This is a genomic window from Desulfofundulus thermobenzoicus, from assembly GCF_009428905.1.
GTDB lineage: Bacteria > Bacillota > Desulfotomaculia > Desulfotomaculales > Desulfovirgulaceae > Desulfofundulus_A > Desulfofundulus_A thermobenzoicus.
The window spans coordinates 1-412 of record NZ_WHYR01000235.1 but is presented as its reverse complement, the minus strand read 5'-3'; the positions used below and the strand labels follow the sequence as shown (position 1 = coordinate 412).

At 39.8% G+C, this 412-nt stretch carries 1 protein-coding gene; it reads right to left on the bottom strand.

Annotation, left to right across the window (positions count from 1 at the left end; all coding sequences use genetic code 11):
- Positions 1–360, bottom strand: a 360-nt coding sequence (locus GFC01_RS18410; protein WP_152948526.1) for a hypothetical protein, incomplete at its 3' end; no start/stop codon positions are given.
- Positions 361–412: the final 52 nt, after the last annotated feature.

Genomic DNA, 412 nt, shown 5'->3' with positions numbered 1-412 from the left:
CTTTAGTCCTTCAAAGTAAACATTGTCTAATAAATTTCCAGTTTCATTGTCTTTGATACTATCAATATAATCTCTTTGAATGACTGAAATAGCGCTCAGCCCTGTGACTGCTCCAGGCAAATCAAAATGCGGCGGTGCTCCTTCTAATATGGCCGCATGCTCTTTTAATATCACCAGCACATCCGGTTCTTTCTGAAGTTCCACATGTTTAATCCACTTATAACGATTTTCGGTTCGAGGTGTATGTTCATATACAGAGCGCGCAGCTTTCATCAAATGGTCTTTACTCAATGTGCCATGATAGGAGTATGCATGATCACTGACCACTGCATGATCATCATTCACCTCAAGTACTTCCAATGTGTGATACCCATGTTCTCTTTCGTAAAATGGACAGTACGGTAATTCAAAT